The 1,288-nt window shown below is 65.8% G+C and carries 1 protein-coding gene and 1 pseudogene; one reads left to right on the top strand and one right to left on the bottom strand.

Going from position 1 to position 1,288, the window contains the following annotated elements:
- Positions 1–171: 171 nt before the first annotated feature.
- Positions 172–573, top strand: a pseudogene (locus tag KBI52_RS01465) (transposase); the annotation flags it as partial.
- 316 nt (positions 574–889) lie between these two features.
- Here KBI52_RS01465 and KBI52_RS01470 read toward each other — a convergent pair.
- Positions 890–1,288, bottom strand: a 399-nt coding sequence (locus KBI52_RS01470; protein ID WP_210804866.1) for a transposase, incomplete at its 5' end; no start/stop codon positions are given.

Raw genomic sequence — 1,288 nt, forward strand, 5'->3', positions numbered from 1 at the left:
AGTTCAAGATCGCCCCAGCCGGATCAATAACCGAGCCATCGGCAGCGTCGGGGGACAACCAGGAATTGACCGCGTTGTCACCCGGCATAGTGTTTGCTGCTTACATTAGCACTACAGTTGCACCTGCCGCTCATGGGCTCATAATCTGCTGATTTGACCCAGGAGGCTGCCATGACGGGTGTAGCCATCGAGCAGATGCTCGAGCTCTGGTGTGTGGAGTTGCGTCAGGTCAAAGCGGATCCCCAATCCCTGTTTGCGCATCCCAGCGTCGCTGCCTCCGCGGCCGCCTTCCTCGACGGGTTACTTGGGCCGGAGCGGCGAAAGACCGGCTGGATGCGGGCGGAAGCCGCGGGTGATCCGGGGCCCTGGCGTCAGCAGGCGGTGCTCGGCCGCAGCCACTGGGACGCCGATGCCTTGCGGGACATGGTGCGTGACTACGCGCTCGAGACGCTCGCCGCACCCGGGGCCGTGCTGGTGATCGACGATACCGGCTTTCTCAAGCAGGGCCAGCACTCGTGCGGCGTCGGTCGCCAGTACACCGGATCAGCGGGCAAGATCGCGAACTCTGATGTTCGTTGTCAATGAGCCTGGACGTGGGTGTGCAACCCCGATGCAGGAACAGGGCCAGGCCGGATAAAGCGATTGCGCAGAGCCGGAGACAGAGCCGTCAAGACGACGGTTGAGCAAACTCTGATGCGCGGGTTGGCTACCGCATTTCCGTGTGTTCGTCCGGGGCTGCCTCGCTCTGTCAGCGGGCGTCGATGAAGGCTCATCGGCCACACAATTCGCTCGAGGGTTCCCCACCGAGGCCCTGCCTCCGGTGCTGCGCAACTGCCGATGTCACTCCCAGCTGATTGGCCCTCCGCAAGGATCGTGTGCTCGTTCGGCTCTAGGCGGCCGAGCGCGGCTCGACTTCGCGCCCAATCGCCCACAGGAACGCTGCCATCTCGCGGGCGATTGCCGTGGTGACCACGGTCTGGCGCTTGCCCGCCGCCATCAGCCGGCGATAGCGGGCGCACAGCCGCACCTGCGCCTTCCAGGCAATCGCCCGCACGACGGCCGGCAAGCCCTCCTGGCGCTCCTGCAGCAGCCGGCTCATCCGGGCCGGAAAGCGATAGGTCCAGGCGCCCTCGATCAGCACCCGACGAACCCGTGGGTTGCCCGCCTTGGTGATGCCACCGCGCCGCACTCGCTCGCCGGTCGAGCTCTCGCACGGCACCAGGCCGAGATAGGCCATCAGCTGGCGCGGGCTCTCGAAGCGGCGCACATCGCCGATCTCGGCCACAAA

Origin of the sequence: Microvirga sp. HBU67558 (genome assembly GCF_018069605.1) — a bacterium.
Classification (GTDB): Bacteria; Pseudomonadota; Alphaproteobacteria; order Rhizobiales; family Beijerinckiaceae; genus Microvirga; species Microvirga terrae.